General features: G+C 66.3%; 12 protein-coding genes. 6 read left to right on the forward strand and 6 right to left on the reverse strand.

Annotation, left to right across the window (positions count from 1 at the left end):
- Positions 1-9 precede the first annotated feature (9 nt).
- The 3 genes from H7F51_RS07940 to H7F51_RS07950 all read right to left on the reverse strand — a co-directional run bounded on the left by H7F51_RS07940 (position 10) and on the right by H7F51_RS07950 (position 2,814).
- Positions 10-1,332 carry an SMP-30/gluconolactonase/LRE family protein gene (locus tag H7F51_RS07940; protein WP_185663708.1) on the reverse strand — a complete coding sequence of 441 codons (1,323 nt, stop codon included), beginning with the start codon at positions 1,330-1,332 and terminating at the stop codon, positions 10-12.
- 178 nt (positions 1,333-1,510) lie between these two features.
- Positions 1,511-2,188, reverse strand: coding sequence for a DUF6644 family protein (locus tag H7F51_RS07945; protein ID WP_185663709.1), 678 nt, complete (start codon positions 2,186-2,188; stop codon positions 1,511-1,513).
- Positions 2,185-2,814, reverse strand: a complete 630-nt coding sequence (locus H7F51_RS07950; protein WP_185663710.1) for a DUF6644 family protein — start codon at positions 2,812-2,814, stop codon at positions 2,185-2,187. Before H7F51_RS07950 ends, H7F51_RS07945 begins: the two co-directional genes overlap by 4 nt.
- A 275-nt stretch (positions 2,815-3,089) precedes the next feature.
- On the opposite strand from H7F51_RS07950, the gene H7F51_RS07955 reads away from it, so the two are divergent.
- The 4 genes from H7F51_RS07955 (at position 3,090) to H7F51_RS07970 (ending at position 8,788) form a co-directional block, all read left to right on the forward strand.
- The gene (locus H7F51_RS07955) at positions 3,090-3,905 is read left to right on the forward strand and encodes a hypothetical protein (RefSeq protein WP_221774059.1); all 816 of its coding nucleotides are present in this window, start codon (positions 3,090-3,092) and stop codon (positions 3,903-3,905) included.
- The gene (locus H7F51_RS07960) at positions 3,905-4,897 is read left to right on the forward strand and encodes a hypothetical protein (protein WP_185663711.1); all 993 of its coding nucleotides are present in this window, start codon (positions 3,905-3,907) and stop codon (positions 4,895-4,897) included. The genes H7F51_RS07955 and H7F51_RS07960 overlap by 1 nt, the downstream gene beginning before the upstream one ends.
- 98 nt (positions 4,898-4,995) lie before the next feature.
- On the forward strand, positions 4,996-7,572 hold the full coding sequence (locus H7F51_RS07965; RefSeq protein WP_185663712.1) for a TonB-dependent receptor plug domain-containing protein: 2,577 nt from the start codon (positions 4,996-4,998) through the stop codon (positions 7,570-7,572).
- 79 nt (positions 7,573-7,651) lie between these two features.
- Positions 7,652-8,788 carry an amidohydrolase family protein gene (locus H7F51_RS07970; RefSeq protein ID WP_185663713.1) on the forward strand — a complete coding sequence of 379 codons (1,137 nt, stop codon included), beginning with the start codon at positions 7,652-7,654 and terminating at the stop codon, positions 8,786-8,788.
- A gap of 396 nt (positions 8,789-9,184) precedes the next feature.
- Here the strand turns inward: H7F51_RS07970 and H7F51_RS07975 are convergent, their stop codons facing one another.
- The 3 genes from H7F51_RS07975 to H7F51_RS07985 are packed head-to-tail and all read right to left on the reverse strand — an operon-like array spanning position 9,185 to position 14,671.
- On the reverse strand, positions 9,185-12,430 hold the full coding sequence (locus H7F51_RS07975; protein ID WP_185663714.1) for an error-prone DNA polymerase: 3,246 nt from the start codon (positions 12,428-12,430) through the stop codon (positions 9,185-9,187).
- Positions 12,427-13,998 carry a Y-family DNA polymerase gene (locus H7F51_RS07980; RefSeq protein WP_185663715.1) on the reverse strand — a complete coding sequence of 524 codons (1,572 nt, stop codon included), beginning with the start codon at positions 13,996-13,998 and terminating at the stop codon, positions 12,427-12,429. Before H7F51_RS07980 ends, H7F51_RS07975 begins: the two co-directional genes overlap by 4 nt.
- The gene (locus tag H7F51_RS07985; protein ID WP_185663716.1) at positions 13,895-14,671 is read right to left on the reverse strand and encodes an ImuA family protein; all 777 of its coding nucleotides are present in this window, start codon (positions 14,669-14,671) and stop codon (positions 13,895-13,897) included. Before H7F51_RS07985 ends, H7F51_RS07980 begins: the two co-directional genes overlap by 104 nt.
- 334 nt (positions 14,672-15,005) lie before the next feature.
- Between H7F51_RS07985 and H7F51_RS07990 the strand changes: the two genes are divergently transcribed.
- On the forward strand, positions 15,006-18,047 hold the full coding sequence (locus tag H7F51_RS07990; RefSeq protein ID WP_185663717.1) for a TonB-dependent receptor plug domain-containing protein: 3,042 nt from the start codon (positions 15,006-15,008) through the stop codon (positions 18,045-18,047).
- Between the two features lie 202 nt (positions 18,048-18,249).
- The gene (locus H7F51_RS07995; RefSeq protein WP_185663718.1) at positions 18,250-19,653 is read left to right on the forward strand and encodes a dienelactone hydrolase family protein; all 1,404 of its coding nucleotides are present in this window, start codon (positions 18,250-18,252) and stop codon (positions 19,651-19,653) included.
- The last annotated feature ends 100 nt before the right edge of the window (positions 19,654-19,753 follow it).

Raw genomic sequence — 19,753 nt, forward strand, 5'->3', positions numbered from 1 at the left:
CGGCCCGGCTTACTTGCCGGGCCGGTTCACGCCGGCCGTCTGGGTGGCGATGCGGTAGGCCGAGCCCCGGCCGACTGCGTAAAGAAAGGCATGGTCCTTCCCGCCGAAGGCGAGGTTCTGCGGCTGCTTGGGCAGGGTGATCACGCCAAGCGGCTGCCCCGCCGGCGCGAAGACCTCGATCCCGGCGCTGGTGGCAACGTAGACGCGGCCATCCTTGTCCACGACGATGCCGTCCGCCCCGCTCGAAGGACCGTTCGCCGTCTGCCTGAAGCCGGCAAGCTTCGCGAAATCGTGCCGCCCGGCAAGGCTGCCATCGGGTTGCACGGCAAACGCGATCAGGTATTCGCCGGCCGTGTTGGCGAGATAGAGCGTCTTCTCGTCCGGGCTCAGGGCCACGCCATTGGGGCGGGCAATGTCGCTGGCGACGAGGTGGACCTTCGCCTTGTGGTCGAGCCAGTAAAACGCGGGATTGGGGGTGGCCGGCGCCGCACCCGGCTGCTGCGGGGCGCCGGGATCGGAGAAGTAGATGTCGCCGCTTCGGGCCAGGGCGAAATCGTTGGGCCGGCCAAAGGGCTTGCCGGCGAATTTGGCGGCAAGAACCTTCGGAGCGGGCTGGAGAACAGCGATGGCCGCAGGCGCGGTCTGCACGGCGAGCAGTTCGTCCCTGGCGGAGAGCGCCAGCGCGTTGGGGACGCCGATGTGCTCCAGATAGGTCGAGACGGAGCCGTCCGCGCCCAGCTTGACGATGCGGTCGGCGCGCCCTTCGGTGAACAGGACGGAGCCGTCGGCCAGGGCGATCGGGCCTTCGGTTCCGGCAAACCCCTCGCGGATCACTTCCACCCGGGTATCGGCCTTGACCACGCCCGCGATGGCGGGGGTCACGACCTTGCGACCGTAGAGGGCGCCGCCTTCCTCGGCATAGTTTTCGACGCCGACCACCCCGGCCACGGCAAAGCCCTTGTCCGCAAGGATGGCCGCGCCCTTGGCGGCGCGGCCGGCATGGTTCGATACGGTCACCACCTGCCGGTCGCGCGGGATATAGGCAAGGAAGCGGTCGAGCTCGCTGATCGGGATGTTGAGGTAGACCGGCAATGTCCCCAACGCGGAAATCTCGTCGGGCCGGCGCAGGTCGATGAACACCACCTTGTCGGGCGTTGCGAGCAGGGCGTCGACCTGAGCGCGGGAAAGCTTGGGCGCAGCGGCAGGCGCGGCAACTGCGGCAGTCTGGGCAAGGGCCGGAGCCCCGCCAGCGAGGCCGAGCGCAAGGGCAGTGGCGGCGAGGCCGCCGGCAAGCCGCGTGCTGCGGCGACGGTGAGTGCGAAGAACGAACATGATCAGGCCCCAAATCGTTGAAGTCATGGGGCGTTTAAGGGTCGGGCCGTGGGCGCAGAACCAATCAAACCGAATATGCTTATGACGATAGCGGGAACCCGGCGCTGAGCGGAACGCAAAAAAGCGCCGCGCATCAACGGGGATGCGCGGCGCAGGGCTCCAGGGTGGGAGAGGAAGTTCAGCTGAAACCGATCCACCTGCCGGCAGCGGCAACCGTCACCCACGCCAGCGTGGAAGAGAAGGCGCCAAGCCGCTGCGGCGAGCGCAGCAGGGCCGTCCAGTTCCCGCCATCGCGGCGCACGGCGATCCCGGCAAGCAGCAGGGCCAGCCCGGCCAGCCCGACCAGCAGTGCCCCGGCGGCAATGGTGCGGGTGGCGGCGAACAGGATCAGGGCGGCCAGCCACAGCGCCACGGCCGATCCGGCGAGAAGCCGCGAGCCGGCCGGATTGTCCGACTGGCCGAGCCGCAGCCGCCGCGCCACGGCCGTGCTCAGCAGGATGGCCGCAACAAGGGCGACCATCTTCACCAGGAATGCGGCATTGGGCAGCAAGGTGACGACCGTGGCCACGGCCATGTAGGTGCCGGTCACGATAGTGCCGATCACGCCCGCGCGCAGCCACGGGCGGGTATTCCGCTCTATCACCTGCTCCGGCACGTCACCGAGGACCAGTCCGAGGAGCCGCAGGTTGAGCACGAGCACGGCCCCGCCCAGCACGACCAGCGATATCAGGTGGATCGTTTCGACCAGGGCGAACAGCCAGGCGGTCTGGTTTAGTTCGCGCACCCATTCGGTCTGGCCGAAGCGTTCCAGCGGCGCCTGCACGGCAGGGATCAGGCTGTTGATGCTGATGCTCATTGCGCGGTCTCCGCATCTATTTCTGCAAGGGTGGCGTCATAGGTGCTGCACTGGGCGATCTCGCTGACCAGCGCGCCGGGGTTCATGCACTTGACCCAGTCGTAGGCCATGTAGCGTCCGGCCACGATCACCGCGAACCACACCGCCAGCGAGGTTGCCGCGCTGATCCGCGCGGCGCGCGGCGGCACTTCGGCGCCGTCCCACTGCGGCCGGTTCGCCTGAACCCGGAAGTGGAACCAGAAGATGTTCACGGCGGCGCCGAGCAGGAACAGGGCCTTCAGGCGGAATGCGAAGTTGTGGAAGTATTCCAGCGGGTCCGAGAAGAAGAGCGCGGAGCCGGTCGTCACCGTGACCAGGAATCCCGCAACCGTCCACGGCAGCAGGCTGCCCGCCACGCGCGAAACGGGCACGCTCCGCAGAACCGCGCCCAGCAACCGCAGGTCAACGAACAGGATCGTGCCGGCGAACAGCATCAGCGACAGGACATGCGTGCCCTCGATCAGCATCCACAGCCGGTCCGAGCCCTGCAACCTTGCGCTCCAGGACGTGTCGGGCACGATGTGCCCCGCGGTGTCGATCGTGGCGCCCAGCCGGTATTGCAGGCCGGCGAGCCATTCGGAAATCATCGGTCGTCCATCCTGATCTTGCGGAATCGGCCCGGCCAGTCCGGGCGTGACGGCAAGGGCTATCGGGGAGCGCGGCCGAGCGGAACGAACGCATGAGCATATCGATCTGACCGATCGCGCTAAAGGTGCGCGCTTGCGGCGGGGCAGGGGCTTATAAGAGATCGCGCTAAGCAAACGAGGAATCGTGCGTTCCGCAGCAATGGTGGCGAAGTTAGGCCGGAGTGACGCGCCGGACCGATCCAGGTGATGGCGCTGAAAATCTGTGCGAGAATTTCATGCCAAACAACAAAACCCGCATCAGGGCGGATTTTACTGCAAGAGGGCGCAAGGCTGTTCTTGCCCTGTCATCGGCAATAACGCTTCTTCTGGCTGCCCCGCATCCGGCGCTGGCCCAGCAACAGGACATTCCCCGCCTGCCGAACGGTCATCCGGACTTCTCCGGAATCTGGCAGACGCTGAGCGAGGCGGACTACGATCTGGAGCCCCATTCGGGCCGCCGTGACGCGCCGCCCTCGGCGGGCGTGGTGGCCGGGGGCAACCTGCCTTATCGCGCCGAGGCCTTGAGCCAGCGGCAGGCCAATTTCGCCAATCGCGCCAAGGACGATCCGCGCCTCAAGTGCTGGACACTGGGCGTGCCGCGCAGCGTCTATTACCCTGCGCCGTTCCAGATATTCGAGCGTGAGCGCGATATCACTCTCGTGCACCAGTTCGGCCATCAGGTCCGCACCATCAACACCAATGGCACCGGCCACCCGAAGGATATCGACGAGCCTTACTGGCTGGGGGATTCGCGCGGCCACTGGGAAGGCGACACCCTGGTCGTCGACGTGACCGAGTTCAACGACGAGACATGGCTCGACCGCGCCGGAAACTATCACAGCGAAGACCTTCACGTGGTGGAGAAGTGGTCGTTCGTCGATCGCGATACGATCCGCTATTCGGCCACGATCGACGATCCGAAAGTCTATGCCAAGCCGTGGAACCTGTCGGTTTTGCTCAACCGGCGGCGCGACGACAACTTCCAGCTGATCGAGGATTACTGCTTCACCCTGCCTTACGACAATTACTACCCGCACAAGGAGGGCAAGTGATGCGCACCGCTATCCAGACCACGGCTGCAATCCTCGCCGTCGCGCTTGCCGGCGCCGCCGCTTCGGCCCAGCCCGCCGCGCCAGCAGCGACCGAACGTTCCCAGGTCCCGGCCGGGTCGGGCCTGCGCTTCGTCAGCTCCTTCACCCCGGTCAAGGCCGGCGCATGGACCGGCAAGCGCCGGCGGGACGGCCAGCCCGACGTCGAAGGGCACTGGTCCAACCTGATCGCCAACCACAGCAATTGGACCGATCCGCAGGCCGGACCGCCCGGAGAGCCGAGCAAGCAGGCGGGCCTGCCGCGCGAGCAACGCGCGCCCAGCCGGGTCGTCGATCCGGCCGATGGGCAGGTGCCTTACACCCCCGCTGCACGCGCCTTGCAGAAGGACTTCGAAGCGCACTTTTCCAATCCCGATCTGCCCCGCTACATCGAACCGCTGGCACGCTGCGCCCCGGCCGGCGTGCCCAAGTCGTTCATCTGGCACGGTTATGAAATCCGCCAGTATCCCGGCTACGTCGTGCTCCTGTTCAATTCCGGCACCCGGATCATCAAGCTCGACCAGTCGCCCCATCTTCCGCCGCAGATCAAGCTGTGGAACGCGGATTCGCGCGGCCACTGGGAAGGCAACACGCTCGTCGTCAGCACGACCAACAGCAACGGCAAGGCCCTGTTTGGGCGCACCGGCGATTTCGCCAGCGAGAACGCCGCGATAGAGGAGCGCTTCATCTTCGATCCCGACGGCAAGCGATATGACTACCGGGCGACCTTCACCGATCCCGGCGTCTATACCCGCCCGTGGACCGCGCTCATCCCCGCCCGCCGCTATACCGAGGCCGACGAGCCTGATGGCTGGCACTACGAGGTGATCGCCGCCAATCGGCCGGGACAGCCCTTGCTCAACGAACAGCCCGAACGGATCTGTGTGGAAAACAACGGCCCGTTCGGCGGCGGCGCCGTGGGCGTGCCGCTCGACGGACCGATCATCGATCGCTGAACGGGCGCCCGGCCTCTCCATTTCTCCCTTTCCTTGGCCTCGCCGTCACCGGTTCTCGCCGGAGGCCGCCGCGTGCCCATTCCCCTTGGATTCCTGTCATGACTCTCTCCCGAATTGCACTTGTTTCCCTGCTCGCAACCTCAGTTGCCACGCCCGCCCTTGCCGCAGCCACGTCGAATGATGCCGTGGCCGAAGTCGCTGCAGAAGCCGGCGCCGCCGACGATGCGGCCGCGGATGCCGATGCATCGCGCGGTGACGGCAATGCCATCGTGGTCGTAGGTTCGACCCGCGCCACCACGGTCCTGCAATCATCAACCCCGGTCGACGTCGTTTCCAATCAGGAGATCGGCACCGGCGGCGTCGTGCTCAATCAGGCGCTTCAGCACATCCTGCCCTCCTTCCAGTTCCCGCAGGGTCAGAACGCGTCGAAGGGTTCCAGCGGCATTCGTTCCGCCTCGCTGCGCGGGCTGAGCCCTGACCTGACGCTGGTGCTGGTCGACGGCAAGCGCCTGCACAATTCGGCGCAGACCGGCGGGGTCGATCCTTGGCCGGGTTCCAACTATGTCGACATCAACCAGATCCCGGTCAGTGCACTGGCCCGGGCCGAAGTCCTGCGCGACGGGGCCTCGGCGCAATATGGCTCGGATGCCATCGCGGGCGTACTCAACCTCGTCCTGCGGCGCGACGATCATGGCGGGGGGATCAATGCCGAGGTTGGCCAGTATTACGAAGGGGATGGCCCGACCCGCGCGATCAACGGCTGGGCGGCGGCGCCGCTGCCGGGCGACGGCTTCATCAACGTCAGCGCCGACCTGTCCTATCGCGGGCAGACGGATCGTTCGGGCCCCGACATCCGCCGCCGCTATTTCCTGGTCGATGCCGGCGGCAATTCCGTCGTCTCGGCTTCCGCGCCCACGAACTACAGCCCATCGGCGGTGCTGCCGGCCGGACTTTCGTGGGACCCGCGCGAAATCACGGCAGACCGCAACTCCGTCGGCGCCTGGGGCAATGCGCAGGTGCGCCACGATGCATTCCTGGTCAATGCCGAAACCGGCCTGAGCAGCAACGTCAGGCTCTATGGCTGGTTCGACTATTCCTACACCCGTACCCAGAACGGGGTGAACCCGCAGGTTCCCTCCGCCGATGCCGTCGTCCGTGCGTTGTTCCCCAATGGGTTTCAGCCGATCACCGATGTGCGCCTCACCGATTACACCGGCACGCTCGGCCTGAAGATCGATGGTGGCAGCCTCGGCAAGTTCGATCTCAGCGCCAATTACGGCACGAACATCCTCGACCGCTTCATCCATAACCTCGACGCGCCGAGCTATGGCCTTGCCAGCCAGACCGATTTCTACCTCGGGCAATACCGTTCGGATCAGGTCAATGCCAATCTTGATTGGTCCAAGGATGCCGATCTGGGCCTGTCCAACCCGGTCCAGTTGATCGGCGGCCTGTCCTATCGCCATGAAACCTGGGGGGCCTATGTCGGCGGCGACGAGCAATCGTGGAACAATGGCGGCGTGCCCGTTCTCGACGGGCCGAACGCCGGGGCCGCCACCCGCTGGGGAACCGCCGATGCCAGCGGCCTTGGTCCGTGGGACCTTGGCTCGCGCGCCCGCACCACGGTCGGTGGTTACCTCGGTTTCGATGTCCGTCCGGTCGATCCCCTGCTGATCAGCGTCACCGGGCGGTATGAGCACTATTCCGACTTCGGCGGCACGGCCACCGGCAAGATTGCCTTGCGCTATGACATCACGCCAACCTTTGCTCTGCGCGGCAGCGTCTCCAACGGCTACCGGGCGCCCAGCATCGGCCAGATCCAGAATCAGAGCACCGGCTTCTCCTCGAACTGGAGCCATTCCGGCACGGTGCTGACCACGACCCGCACCCGTACCTATCGCCCCGATTCTGCCGTCGCCATCGCGCTCGGCGGCGGCGCCCTGAAGCCGGAGAAGTCGGTCAACCTGTCGGCCGGCGCGGTCTGGCAACCCTCGCGCGATCTGTCGTTCACGGTCGATGCCTACCAGATCAAGCTCAGCGGCCTGATCCTGCTGGCCGCTGCGGCCACCGGCAACGGTCTCACCGGAACCGTGGTGACCGATGCCACCACGGCGGCCGGCGATGCCAACATCACCGCCGCCTCGTTCCTGACCAACGGCATGGACACCCGCACGCGCGGCGTCGATGCGGTGGGCCGCTTCCATCACCAGTTCGATTTCGGCGAGGTGACGCTGACGGCCGGTTACAGCCTGATGTCCACCCGCGCCTACAACCTCAAGACCGGGGTGGCCGGCGCTACGCTGTTCACGCGCGGGCAGAAGCTGGACCTCGAACGTGGCACGCCGCAAAACAAGCTGCTGCTGGGGCAGGTGTTCACGCGCGGTCCGTGGACCTTGCAGGTCGATGAAGTCCGCTACGGCTCCTACTGGTACACCCATCCGACCACGGCGGCCTACGACGAGTATTACGGGCCGGACTGGTTCGTGAACGCGGAAGTTCGTGTGCAGGTCACGCCCAAGCTGCAACTGGCGGCGGGCGGCCGCAATATCTTCGACGTCTATCCTCACCAGTATCTGGTCGCCAATCAGGTCAACGGCATCAACCGCTACGGCTTCATCCATCCGGAAGGCGCCAGCGGCGGCTATTGGTATGGCCGCCTGAGCTACAACTTCTGACCGGCAAGGGCGGGGCGGCCGCGTGCCGTCCCGCCCGCTCTCGCGCCTTTGCGCTCCCTTTCACTCGAGGACTTTCCCTATGGACCTTTCCCGCCGTGCGCTGATCCGGGGGGCTGCCGGAGCGTCGCTTGCCCTGTCGGGCGCCCTGGATGCGGCCACTCGGCCCGCGCCGCGTCCTGCCGCCGCCGTCTCGGGTCCGATCATCGACCTGCACAGCCACTGGATTTCGCCCGCCGTGCTGGCCTCGCTCGGCCAGCGCCTGTCCGGCCCGCGCGTCCTGCACGACGATCGCGGCCGAACGCTGCTGGCGCGTCCGCTTGCGGGTCAGGCTGGCCCGGCCGCGGTACTGGGGCCGTCATGGCTGGATATCGACGTGCGGCTGGCCCATCTCGAATCCCTCGGAATCGCGCATCAGCTGTTGTCCTGGCCGACGACCCTCGGCATCGATCCCAACCTCAGCCCGGCGGAATCGGTGGCCTTGTGGTCCGCTTACAACACCGATCTTGCCGCCGTCGTGCGCGCTCATCCCCGCCAGTTCAGCGGCCTTGCCGCGCTGTCCACCTCGGACATCGGCTGGTCGGTGCGCGAATTGCAGCGAGGACATCAGGAGCTCGGCTTCATCGGCGGGGTCTTGCCGGTCAACGGCTTCGCCAGCCTCGATGCCGCCAGCCATTTCGCGCCGATCCTCGAAGCGGCCCAGCGCCTCGGCAGCCATCTTTTCCTGCACACCGGCTTCGCTCACCAGTCCGTTTCCGGCCAGCCGCCCCTCACGCTCCATGCCGATACGGCCGAGGTGCGCGGCGCACTCGACACAGCGTGGCAGTTCGCTTCGTCGGTCGTCACCCTCGGCTATACCGAGTTCCTCGATCCCTATCCCGACGTAACCGTGCAGATCGCCATGCTCGGCGGATCGGGGGTGAGCGCATTGTTGGCCGAGTCCGTCACCCGGTCCGGCATAGCGCTCAGCCCCCGGTTCAAGCGGTTGCTGTTCGATACAGGGGCGGCGGGGCAGGGGCCTGCCGCGATCGCGGCGGCGTCGCGCGTGTTCGGCGCGTCGCAGGTCGTGTTCGGCTCGGACTACGGACCTTCCGCGGATATCGGCGGCGTGGTGCGCCATGTTGCCGAAGCGGGGCTGGCGCCTGCCGATCACGCCAGGGTGCTGTTTGGCAATGCGGCGGCCCTCCTCGGCCGGCACGGCGTGACGGTGGGCGGCTGAGAAACCGGGGCCGGAAAGCAACGGTCACGAGTGCTCAAGGTTTTCTTTCTGGAAATACTCTATCGAATTGGTAGGCATTATCTCGCTGACGCACCGGGCCTGCCCCGCATGTCAGCCGCGGCTTTTGATTCTGTCAGCTTGCTCCGCGTCACCAACGGCTAAAGCGCACGACGCCTACGCGACCACGCCGGCTCGTGCTTCCTGACCTGGAAGGAACGAAAATGGCAAATTCAACACGCTTGCACCGCCGTCGTACCCCTCTTGCAAAGGGCTATGTGCCGCGCCTGCCGCATCCGTCTTGGCGGCTGGTCGTTGCCGGCAGGCCGGATGGCGGAACCAGCCAAATTGCCGATGCCCGCGAGTTCTGGGCAAGGCTTGGCCTGTAGCCGGGCGGCGTCAGTGGAAATCCCGTGACCTGGGCAGGATCCTGACATTGCGGGGATGGCCGTGCGTCCGCGGGCGCTGGGGGTGCCGGATCTCGTCGCCGCGCGAAGTTTGCGGGATCACCTGCGGCTGATCGGCCAGACCGCCGAGCATCGCGGTGCGGTCGATCACGCGGGTGGCCATCAAATGGACCACGCCTTCCTTGCTCTTCTGGATCTCGCCCTCGATCAGCATCAGGCGGGCAATCATGACCGCCCGGCGCTGCCTTTCCAGATCGCGTGACCAGAGCAGTGCGTTGACGATTCCGGTCTCGTCCTCGATCGTGATGAACACCGCGTTGCCCTTGCCGGGACGCTGGCGGGTGAGGACCACGCCGGCGACGCGGACTTTCCGGCCATCCGGCGCTGCATTGGCATCGGCGCAGGCCAGCACGCCTTCGCGGGCTAGGCTTTCACGCAGGAACTGCATCGGATGCCCTTTGAGTGAAAGACGGGCGGTCTGGTAATCGGCCACCACTTCCTCCGACAGGGGCATCGCGGGCAGGCGTGGGCCGACTTCTCTTCCCAGTTCGGGGGCATCGGCAGAGGCGAACAGCGGCAACTGGGTGGGCGGTGTGCGGCGTACTTCCCACAAGGCATCGCGGCGCGATTGCGCCAACGAGCCGAAGGCATCCGCGTCGGCCAGTTTGCGCAGTGCGAGCGAGGGCAAGCCTGCTCGCCGGACAAGGTCTTCGGCCGAAGCGAAAGCACCGCCGCGACGGGCCTCGACGATTTCCCTGGCCCAGTTCTCACGAAAGCCGTCGATCCGGGCAAAGCCCAGCCGCAGCGCGAGTGGGCTGCCGTCCGGTCCTTCCAGCGTACAGTCGCCATGGCTGGCGTTCACGTCTACCGCGCGGACTTCGACCCCATGCTCCTGCGCATCGCGGACAAGTTGGGCGGGGGCATAGAACCCCATCGGCTGGCTGTTGAGCAGCGCGCAAGTGAACACGGCCGGATGGCGGCATTTCAGCCATGACGAGACATAGGCCAGCCACGCGAAGGCCTGTGCGTGGCTTTCAGGAAAGCCATATTCGCCAAAACCCTTGATCTGCTCGAAGCAGCGCTCGGCAAAGTCGCGCTCATAGCCGCGCGCGGTCATGCCGCCGACCATGCGATCACGGTAGGGGGCAACGGTTCCGCGATTGCGGAAGGTGGCCATGGCGCGGCGCAGGCCATCGGCCTCGGTCGGGGAAAAGCCCGCCGCCGTGATCGCCAGCTTCATCGCCTGTTCCTGAAACAGCGGCACACCCAGCGTCTTGCCAAGCACTTCGTGTAATTCGTTCCGGTCGTGTGGCGGCGCCGGGCTGGGAAAGGCAACATCCTCCTCCCCGTTTCGCCGTCGCAGATAGGGGTGGACCATGCCGCCCTGGATCGGGCCCGGCCGAACGATCGCAACCTGGATGACAAGGTCATACAGTTCCCTGGGCTTCAGCCGTGGCAGCATGGCAATCTGGGCGCGGCTCTCGACCTGAAACGTGCCGATGCTGTCGCCGCGCTGGAGCATTCTGTAGACCTTTTCCTGCTCTTCATCTTCCAGCGGCACGTTCTGGAGATCGTGATCGCCAAGGCCGTGTCGGCGCAACAGGTCGAAGCTCTTGCGGATGCAGGTGAGCATGCCGAGCGCCAGCACATCCACCTTCATCAGCCTCAGAGCTTCGATGTCGGCCTTGTCCCATTCGATGAAGGTGCGGTCGGGCATTGCTGCGTTGTGGATTGGCACCAGTTCGTCGAGCCGCCCCTCGGTCAGCACGAAGCCGCCGACATGCTGCGAGAGGTGGCGGGGGAAGGTGAGCAACTGGTCGACCAGCGCCTTCAATCGCGCGATCGCGGGGTTGGCCATGTCCAGCCCGGCTTCGGCCACGCGCGCTTCGGGCACGTCGTCGCCCCAGTGGCCCCAGATGGTGGAGGCGAGCCGCGCGGTCACGTCCTCGCTCAGGCCCAGCGCCTTGCCCACTTCGCGCAGCGCGCTGCGGGGGCGATAGTGGATCACGGTGGCGGCGATGCCTGCCCGCTCGCGGCCATGGCGGGCATAGATGTACTGCATGATCTCCTCGCGGCGTTCATGCTCGAAATCCACGTCGATGTCGGGCGGCTCGTCGCGCGCTTCTGACAGGAAGCGGGAAAACAGCAGTTTCTCGCGGACCGGATCGATGGGGGTAATGTCGAGAAAGTAGCAGACCAGCGAATTGGCGGCACTGCCGCGCCCCTGGCACAGGATCGGCGGATCGAGGCTGCGGGCATGACGGACGATGTCGTGCACGGTGAGGAAGTAATAAGCGTAATTGCACTTGCGGATCAGCTTGAACTCTTCGTTCAGGACGGCTCGGTATGTCTCCGGCAGGCCTTGCGGGAAGCGGGCCCGGCCGCCTTCCTGCACGAGGTGCTCCAGCCAGCCTTGTGGCTCCCACCCGGCGGGCACGGATTCGTGCGGGTATTCGTATTTCAGGTCGTCGAGCGTGAAGTCGATGCGGGAGAGGAAATCCGTAGTGGCGCAGATCGCTTCAGGGCAGGAGCGAAACAGGCGGCTCATCTCGGCCGGAGCCTTCAGATGCCGCTCGGCATTGGCGAGCAGGCGGCGGCCCGCCCCGGCGATGGTCGTGCCTTCGCGGATAGAGGTCAGGATGTCGTGGAGCGGCCGTGCTTCCGGCCGGGCGTAAAGTGCGTCGTTGGTGGCGAGCAGGGGCACGCCCGTTGCGGCCGACAGGGCCTGCGCTCCCGCCAGCCGCCGGGCATCGGCGCCGGCCCTGAGCATGGCCGTCGCCAGCCAGACCGCGCCGGGGCGGACCTCGGCCAGCCTGTCCAGCAACGCCTGCTCCCTTCCGGTGGCGATCAGGAGCAGATCCTCCGCATGGTCCAGCAGGTCGGGCAGGGTGAGCCGGCAATCGCCTTTCTCCGTGCGCCGGTTGCCGAGCGTCAGCAGCCGGGTCAGGCGGCCCCAGCCATGGCGGGTGGCGGGATAGGCGATCACGTCCGGTGTGCCGTCGGCAAAGGCCAGCCGCGCGCCCACTGCCAGCCGGAACCCACCGGCCAGTCCTCCCACCTCGCGCCAAGCGACATGCGCGCGGACCACCCCGGCCACCGTGTTGCGATCGGCGATGCCCAGCCCCGTCATCCCGAGCGCATGGGCGCGGGCGACCATTTCCGCCGGATGCGAGGCACCGCGCAGGAAGCTGTAGTTGGTGGCCGCGACAAGTTCGGCAAAGGGCGGAGCGCCGTTCATGCGAACAGCCCGTGCATGTACCACCTGGGTCCTTGGCGCGGATCGGGCTTTTCCTCGTAAAGCCCATGGCGGAAAATCCAGTAGCGCCGTCCGCGCGCGTCCTCGATGCGGTAATAGTCGCGGGTCAGCCCGCCCTTGCCGGGGGCCTCGCCGCCCTTGCGTCGCCACCATTCCGAGGCGATCCGTTCAGGTCCCTCGTAAAGCCGCACTTCGTGAAGCTTGCGCCGCCAGCGGAAGCGGTGGGGAGGTCCGTCCGGCACTTCTGCGATGACTTCGACGGGCTGGGGCGGATCGAACAGGAACAGCGGCCGTATCGGTGGTTCGCCTGCGGAGGGCTGAGGCCAGGGGACCGGCATGCGTTCGTGGATTGCGGGCAGGGCGAGCTGTGCCTGCTCGGGAATATGACTGTCCTGCGGGGCCAACCGGCACAGGCTGGCAGGGCCGAGCCGAGTGCTCAGCCGGTCGATCAGGTCGGCCAGCGCTGCCGTGTCCTGCGCGTTGCCGTCCAGCGCGGGCTGGCTGGCGACGAGCAGTTCGGTCACCGGCAGGAACAGCGTGATGCGGTCGTAGCCGAACCCGGGATCGAGCGGATCGGCCAGGGCGGCAATCCGCTCATCGAACAGGCGCAGCACCGAGGCGGTATCGCGTGTGGGCAGGCCGGTCTCGATGGCCAAGCGGCGGCGCGCGCCATCGCTGCGAAACAGGGTAAGGACAAAGCGCCTTCCCCCCAGATCGCGCTCTTCCATCGTGCGCGCGGCTTCGTGCAGAAGGCTGAGGAAACAGGCGGCAATGCTGGCCTGAAGGGCAACCGGTTCGGCAAAGCGGCGCTCGAAATGCAGCGGTTCAGGCTGGGTGATCGGGGTAATCGGGGCCTGTTCCTCGCCCAGCAGGCGGCGCAGCGCGGTCATCGCTTCCGCACCGAAACGCGCGGCGATGCTGGCCGCCGGGCGCGCGGCGACATCGCCGATGGTCTTCAATCCTGCCCGGCGCAGGGCCAGCGTCGCCTCGTCCTCCAGCCCCAGTGCGAGCACGGGCAAGGCGCGCAGAGCCTCTCGTTCGTCCCTGATGGGCAAGGGGGCATGGCGGGCGAGCGCCTGCGCCCCTTGCGCGGTTGCTGCAACGGCCACGCGCACCGTCATCCCGATTGCGGTAAAGGCATCTTCCGCCTGGGCGGCAAGGCCTGCTTCCCCGCCGAACAGATGCTCGCCCCCGGTAATGTCCAGCGTGATGCCGTCGGGCGGCGCGGTGGTGGTCAGCGGCGACCAGGCGATGCAATGTTCCGCCAGCCGCTTCAGCCAGTGCCGGTCGGCTTCCTCGTCCATGTCGGCCACCTGCAGGTCGGGGTGCAGCGCCCGCGCATCCGCCAGCGTCTGGCCAGGCGCGATCCCCAAGGCCTGGGCCTGGGTATTGACCGCACGCAGGCGCAGCGCGCCCCTGACCTTGGCAACAAGCGCCAGCGGCGCATCAAGCGGCGCGGCGATCGTCCGGGAAAGCTGATCCGTTTCCTCCAGTCGCAACCTGTCCGCAGGCAGAAAAGGGAACCACAACGCCAGATAGCGGCGCTTCACGGAACATGCGTTGGTCACGATCCCACTCCAGTCGCCAGTCAAAGCCGGAAGGGCCGGATCGCTGACGCAGCAAGGTCACGTCGAAAGTCGGCCGCCCCGGCGCATGGCCGGGCAGCGCCTGCGACGGGGCAGCGGCTACCTGCCAGCGGGTCTGCGCCGCGCTGGGCACGGGCGAAGCGTCATGGCGCAGCAGGAGCAGCGGCACACCCGATTGTTCGGTAGCCAGGGCCAGGCGGCGGCTGGCGGTCAGGTCCAGTTCGCGCATGGTCCCCCAGCTTTCCACGATCACCGCCCCCAGCGCCGTGCAGCGCAAGGCATCGACGGCGGCGCGCAGCAGGGCCGTGGCATCGCCTACCACGCCCACCAGGCCATGCCCCGGCGCGCCGCCCAGTTCGCTCCAGCCATTGGCCTGGGCCACGCCGCCAAGCCGCGCAGCGCGCAGCGTTCGGAGCCACAGGACCGTTCGCCCCGGATCGACCATGCCGATTGCCGCGCCCACGGTAAATCCGGTTGCACTGGCGGCATCATCGCTTTCGGCCGCATAGACCTCATGGACCCGCCCCCGCGCCAGCCCGCCGCCCAGCGTGGCATCGAGCGAGGCGATGCCGAAGGCCCGGCGAGGCGCTTCAGCCGGCGCCGCTCTGTCGTGCATCGGGGCAGGGGCGATTCTCATATGTTCTTATTATGTTCCGTCCGTGGAGAGGTCAAGAGGTCGTCATCCGTGATCCTTGGTCGGTTGTTGGACGAAGTCCCTTTTGTGACCGTTCCCGTCCAGCCGGCAAATGCGAGGCCGGCGCGAAGCATTTGTGATGCCCTCCGGCGGAAGGGCCGCGCATCTTGGCGGTCTCCGTCGGCGCAGGCAAAGGCCCCTGATAGCAGAAGTGATAGGCGAATGCCCCCGTTACTGGGCCACAACAAACATTCTGACGGACCATGATCCTGAGTCTGATCAGGAGGGCTAAAAGAACGGGCCGAGCTCGTCAGCGTGCAAATGGGGGATTTTGCCAATGCGAAAGATCACTGGAATCGCTTTGCTGACCGGCGTCAGCATACTTGCCGTGCAACCGGCCCTCGCGCAGGGCAGTGCGGCGTCGACCACGGCTGCAACGGAAGACATCGTCGTCACCGGTTCTCGCGTGGTATCGAACGGCAACAATATGCCGACGCCGACCACCGTGGTGAACATCCAGGAAATCGAGAAGGTCAATCCGGGCACGGTCGCGGATCAGCTCAACAGCCTGCCGCAGTTCGCCGGTTCGCAGGGCCAGTTCACCCAGCCGCAGGCCGGCTCGGCCAACAACGGCAACCCCAATCCCAACGCGAACGTGCTCAACCTTCGCAACTTCGGGCCGACCCGCAACCTGATCCTGATGGACGGCCACCGCGTTGCCCCGAACGCACCGAACGGCACGGTCGACATCGACATGATCCCGCAGTTGCTCCTGCAACGTGTCGACGTGGTCACGGGCGGTGTTTCGGCCGTCTATGGTGCCGACGCGGTAACCGGCGTGGTCAACTTCATCACCGACAGCAAGTTCAAGGGCCTCAAGGTCAACGGCCAGTACGGCATTTCCAACCTCAATGACGGCCGGCAGCAGACCCTGGGCGCGGCCTGGGGCGCCAACATTGGCGAGCGCGGCCATATTGAACTGAGCTATGAGTATCGTAACGACGAAGGCATCGACAAGCGCTCCTCGCGTGACTGGGGCCGGGCTCGCTATCTCACCACCGCCCTGACCTCGGCGGCCGGCACCGCCACCTATCGCTTCGACTCGAACACCACGCGTTATGACGGTGCGTTCGGCGGCCTGATTGGCGCGATTGGCGGTCTGAGCAGTGGAACGCTGACCAATCCGCTGGCCACTGCGCCTGGCTCCTACTTTTCGCCGACCGGCGTGGTCCTGCCGATGAGTGGTACGCTCTACGGCACGCGTACCTACGTCAACGGCACGGGCTCCTATTTCGATCCCTCGCTGAAGGCCTCGCTGCGGATGCACCAGTTCTTCGGCCGGTTCGACTATGAACTGACCGACAACATCAAGTTCTACGCCAAGGCCTTCGGGACCATCAACAAGAACGGCGGCTATTCGATCTACAACGCCACGGCCCGCGCGGACAACGCGAGCAACGCAGTACCGGTGTTCCTCAACAACCCGCTGCTGCCGGTCGCGGCGCGCAACGCGATGTTGGCCAACCTGCCATCGGGCACGACCCCGGCCGCCTTCCTCGCCGCCAACCCTTATGCGACCTTCGCTTTCAGCCGCACCCTGGGTGATCCGAGCACACCGCAATACCGCCAGTTCACCGATACGACCGGCCACAATTTCACTATCGATACCGGCTTCAACGGCAATTTCGGCGGGTGGAAGTGGGAAGTCGCCGGCGTCTACACGAAGAACGTGATGCGCGTGCTGCAGACCAACGCCATGAACTCCCGCAAGATGGATGCCGCGCTCGACGTGGTGCTCGACTCCAGCGGTAACCCGGTATGCTACGTCAGCACGGCGGCCGGTCAGGCGTCGCTGACGCCGGCCATGCAGCAATATTATGCGGGCTGCGTCCCGTTCACGCACGCCTTCGGCGGCCAGATCTCCCAGGCCGAGGCGGACTGGTTCTTCGATCCGCTGGAATCGACCACCACCACCAAGATGTACGATGTCGAAGCCTATATCGCGGGCTCGCCGTTCAGCACCTGGGCCGGCCCGGTCACGATCGCTGTTTCGGGTCAGGCCCGCCGGCTCACCTACGCGCTGGTGGCCTCGAGCACGCCGGCCTCGCCCACCAATCCGCTGGACTGTTCGGGGCTGCGGCTGCTGTTCAATTTCAACACCAATACCACCAACTGCGGCAGGACGACCCAGGCCTTCCTCCAGGGCGAAACCCTGGGGCGCCCCGAAATCGGCGTGACGGTGAAGGAAGCCGCGATCGAAGCTGGGGTTCCGCTGCTCCAGGACTTCGTTCTCGCCAAGAGCCTGACCTTCAACGGCGCCGCCCGCTATACCAACTACTCGACCACGGGCGGCATCTGGTCGTGGAAGACCGGACTCGACTGGAAGGTCACCGACGAGCTGACCATCCGGACCACGCGCTCCCACGACATCCGCGCGCCCACGATGCATGAGCTCTATCAGCCGTCGGCGTTCAGTTCGTCGAGCGTTCAGGACTTCCTGATCCGCCCGTCGGTTCTCCTGAACGGGACGGGCGGCAATCCGGCGCCGGCCCTCAGCGTTGCCCAAGGCAATTCCAGCCTGGTCCCGGAAAAGGCCGATACCTTCACCCTGGGCGCGGTCTACCGGCCCGAGTGGATGCCGGGCTTCAGCATCGCGGTCGATTATTTCAACATCCGTGTGAAGGACGCGATCCTGTCTTTCAACGGGACGCAGCAGGCCACGCAGCTGGCGTGCATCAGCAGCGGCGGTTCGTCGCCTCTGTGCGCCCTGATTGTCCGCGGCAACAACAATTGCTGTACCGATACCAGCTTCGCCAATGCGGCGACCACCTTCTACACCACGTCGCTGAACGTCGGTCGCCAAAAGACCAACGGCGTAGACATCGAGAGCAACTACGTCACCCGGGTGCTGAATCGTCCGTTCAGCATCCGGGCCCTGTTCAGCTACCAGCCGCACAACATCACGATCGACCTTTCTGGGGCGACTGTGGACTACGGCGGAGCCGGTGGCAGCTTTGCGACATGGACCCCGCGCTGGCGCGGGACGATCGTTGCCCGCATGGGTGTCACCGACAATTTCGACATAACGGTGCAGGAACGCTATCGTGGCCCGATCAACTGGGCGCCGAAGGACTCGACGACGACCTACATCTTCGATCCGTCCATGCCGCCGAACATCGCGGCGCGCTGGTACACCAACCTGAATCTGGGCTACAAGATCAAGCAGGGCGAGATCTATTTCAACGTCCAGAACCTGTTCAACCGCTCCCCGGCGCCGTTCAACAACCTTGCGAATAACCAGGCGGGCCTCGCTTCGCCGGTTTCCGGAGATGATCCGATTGGCCGTTACTTCACCTTCGGCTTCCGGCTGAAGATCTGATTGGGTTGTCGGCCTGAACAATCCTGGCGGTGGGCGGCCTTGTTTCGCCCGCCGCTTCGGGACCCATATTCGTTCCGGGCTTGTGTCCTTCGCCGGCGCAAGCGCAATAGCGTCGCACCTCTTTCGCATCACCCCGCCGGTCCGACAGTCGCTACACACGGCCGAAGAGATAATCCGTCAATTCATAATGGGAGAACTGCCAATGAAGCGCGCGAGCCGTGTGTTTGCCCTGGCGGCAGGCCTGATTGCCGCTACCGCCTTCGCGCAGGTCGCGCCGCCGGTACCGCCCGCACCCGACGCCCCGCGCGAACGCCCGCGCAAGCCGATCGATCCGCTGGAAACCGCCGCCTACCGGTCCAGCCCGGTGACTCTGCCGGGCGGGCTCGGCACGGCCCTGCTCTATGAGCCCAAGGGACAGGCGCGGACCGGGGTGGTGCTGGTCTCGTTCGATCACCTTGCCTTCAACCGCATCGCCGCCGAACTGGCCACGCGCGGGTACCGCGTGCTCTACGTCCATTCGCCCGAGGCTCCGGCGGGTCACTTCTCCAGCGCTTTCCTCGGCTTTCCCCAGCTCTCGGCCGCGATCCACGCCGCACGGGCGCTGCCGCAGGCGGGCAAGGTGGTGCTGACCGGCTGGGGCGGCGGGGCCACCTCGACTACGCTCTACGCCAATGTCGCCGCCAACGGCGTTGCGGCTTGCCAGCGCGCAACGCTGATCTACCGCTGCACCGCCGCCGAGGCGAAGGGCCTTGCCGCGCCCGATGGGCTGATCCTGTTCGACCCGGGCCCGGGCGCTGCCTCGCGCACCAGCAATATCGATCCGACCTATGCGCCGGACGGCAAGCGCAGCCATATGGATCTCGATGTCTTCAGCCCCGCCAACGGGTTCGACGTGGCGAAGGGCGCGGGCACCTATTCGCCGGCGTTCCGGAAGCGCTATTTCGCGGCCCAGTCGGCCCGGTACCAGACGATCGTCAGCAAGTCCGCCGCCCGTCTGCGCGAACTCGAACGCGCCACGGGCGCCGGGGCGGACGAGCCGTTCACTTTCATGGGCGCCGACATCCAGGGCGGTGCGCTCAGCCTGCACTACGCCGACCTTTCGATCCTGTCCCGGTCCAAGCGCCCACACCTCCTGCTCAAGGCTGACGGGACGCGGGAAACCACGGTCCTGCGCTCGATCCGCGGGCCTGCCGCGCCGGTGGGTGAGGATGCCTTGCGCAGGGTCGACGCCCGCCGCGCCGCGCCTTCGCCATCCAATTCGACCTTGCGCAGCTACCTGGCCAACGATGCCATCCGCGTGTCGGCGAATTTCGCCCTGACCGCCGACGACATCACCGGGGTCGACTGGTCGTCGTCCCTGTCCACCCCGATCGGGCAGGCCGAGGGCGTCCGCGTCCCCAGTCTGGTGATGACCAACACCTGCTTCCAGTTCGTGGTGCCGGGCGAACTGGTGTTTGACCACCTTGGCGCTCGCGACAAGGAGCAGGTCGGCGTTGAAGGGTCGGAGCATTTCCTCAATTCCTGCGGTCCCCAGTTCGGGGACACCAAGGCCCGCCTGTTCGACTACGTCGCCAACTGGCTCGCCAAGCCGGGACGATTTAACTGACGGTTTCGACCCGGCGGATGGTGAGCGTGAACAGCGCTTGGACCGAGCCGGGTCGGCGGACGGCGCAGGTTCTGCGGCTCGTGATTTCCCGTTTCGGGAT

This window comes from Novosphingobium flavum, from assembly GCF_014230315.1.
Classification (GTDB): domain Bacteria; phylum Pseudomonadota; class Alphaproteobacteria; order Sphingomonadales; family Sphingomonadaceae; genus Novosphingobium; species Novosphingobium flavum.

Coding starts and splice junctions, on each gene's coding strand:
- H7F51_RS07965 (WP_185663712.1), top strand. CDS start 4,996: ATGACTCTCTCCCGAATTGCACTTGTTTCCCTGCTCGCAACCTCAGTT.
- H7F51_RS07970 (WP_185663713.1), top strand. CDS start 7,652: ATGGACCTTTCCCGCCGTGCGCTGATCCGGGGGGCTGCCGGAGCGTCG.
- H7F51_RS07990 (WP_185663717.1), top strand. CDS start 15,006: ATGCGAAAGATCACTGGAATCGCTTTGCTGACCGGCGTCAGCATACTT.
- H7F51_RS07940 (WP_185663708.1), bottom strand. CDS start 1,332: ATGTTCGTTCTTCGCACTCACCGTCGCCGCAGCACGCGGCTTGCCGGC.
- H7F51_RS07945 (WP_185663709.1), bottom strand. CDS start 2,188: ATGAGCATCAGCATCAACAGCCTGATCCCTGCCGTGCAGGCGCCGCTG.
- H7F51_RS07975 (WP_185663714.1), bottom strand. CDS start 12,430: ATGAACGGCGCTCCGCCCTTTGCCGAACTTGTCGCGGCCACCAACTAC.
- H7F51_RS07995 (WP_185663718.1), top strand. CDS start 18,250: ATGAAGCGCGCGAGCCGTGTGTTTGCCCTGGCGGCAGGCCTGATTGCC.
- H7F51_RS07960 (WP_185663711.1), top strand. CDS start 3,905: ATGCGCACCGCTATCCAGACCACGGCTGCAATCCTCGCCGTCGCGCTT.
- H7F51_RS07985 (WP_185663716.1), bottom strand. CDS start 14,671: ATGAGAATCGCCCCTGCCCCGATGCACGACAGAGCGGCGCCGGCTGAA.
- H7F51_RS07950 (WP_185663710.1), bottom strand. CDS start 2,814: ATGATTTCCGAATGGCTCGCCGGCCTGCAATACCGGCTGGGCGCCACG.
- H7F51_RS07955 (WP_221774059.1), top strand. CDS start 3,090: ATGCCAAACAACAAAACCCGCATCAGGGCGGATTTTACTGCAAGAGGG.